The sequence below is a fragment of the Kitasatospora nipponensis genome (assembly GCF_039528135.1).
Classification (GTDB): domain Bacteria; phylum Actinomycetota; class Actinomycetes; order Streptomycetales; family Streptomycetaceae; genus Kitasatospora; species Kitasatospora nipponensis.
Genome location: NZ_BAAALF010000598.1, coordinates 1 through 848, shown reverse-complemented (window position 1 = coordinate 848; position 848 = coordinate 1). Strand labels below are relative to the sequence as shown.

Here is an 848-nt window from a genome sequence, read left to right as displayed (position 1 = left end):
GTAGCGGGCCTCGATGGTGGTGTCCTTGAGCTTGGCGAGCTCGGACAGGGTGACCTCAATCCGGGTGGACAGCGTGAGCGGGACATCCTCCTCCAACTCCCGCTGCCGCGTGACTGGGCTGGCCGGGTCACCGAGCACGAATCGGACCCGACATCCGGCCGCAGCCTTCTTTCGCAGCAGGTCGCCGAGGTTCGCGTGCTCCAGCCATAGGAAGTAGTTGGTGTAGCCCGCGGTACGGGTAGAGCTGGACCATCTCCCTGTCCGCTCCGGACTTCACGAGCTGCTGCACGGCGGGCCAGATCACGCTCTCCTCCTCGCCGAGGGCCCGGCTGACCGCAGCGCGGTGCCGGGGGTGGGGCGGGCGCGCGGGGTTGGAGAGCCACCGGCTGACCGTCTTCGGGTCGACTCCGCAGGCGCGCGCCAGCTGCGACTCGCTCATGTTGGCACGGACCATCGCCTGTTGCAGAGCGTCGTTCACGCGGGCACCTCCTGGAGCTGCAAGGACGAGTCAAGGTGTACCAGCAGAGCGTCCCAAACGTCCCGGAAACGCGGTGTGTTCGTCCCAAGCGGCGACCGACCATCAAGGGGTGACGACCCATCAGGCACAACCCGCCTCCGCCGTGGTGGCCTTCCGCCCCCTCGTCGGCGCCGAGCGGGCCGTCGAAATCACCGACGAGCAGCTCCACGGCCGCCGCTGCATTGGCTGCGGCACCGACCACCAGCTGGTCGACGCGGGCCACGTCTACACCCCGACCGGGGAGGCACCCCTCGGCTGGGCCGTGAGGTCGTGCGCACCGTGCATGGCGGCCGACTGATGACCGCCGTTTCGCTCCCGAACTACCGAGTCG

General features: G+C 69.1%; 2 protein-coding genes. One reads left to right on the top strand and one right to left on the bottom strand.

What is annotated here, in order from left to right:
- Positions 1-127 precede the first annotated feature (127 nt).
- Entirely contained in the window at positions 128-439 is a 312-nt protein-coding gene (locus ABD323_RS42145) for a hypothetical protein (RefSeq protein WP_344447354.1), read from the bottom strand.
- Between the two features lie 148 nt (positions 440-587).
- Between ABD323_RS42145 and ABD323_RS42140 the strand changes: the two genes are divergently transcribed.
- Positions 588-815: a hypothetical protein gene (locus ABD323_RS42140; protein ID WP_344447353.1), complete on the top strand. Its 228-nt coding sequence runs from the start codon at positions 588-590 to the stop codon at positions 813-815.
- Positions 816-848: the final 33 nt, after the last annotated feature.

Bases quoted from the DNA above. Each gene is read 5' to 3' on its own strand.
- ABD323_RS42145 (WP_344447354.1), bottom strand. From the start codon at position 439: ATGAGCGAGTCGCAGCTGGCGCGCGCCTGCGGAGTCGACCCGAAGACG.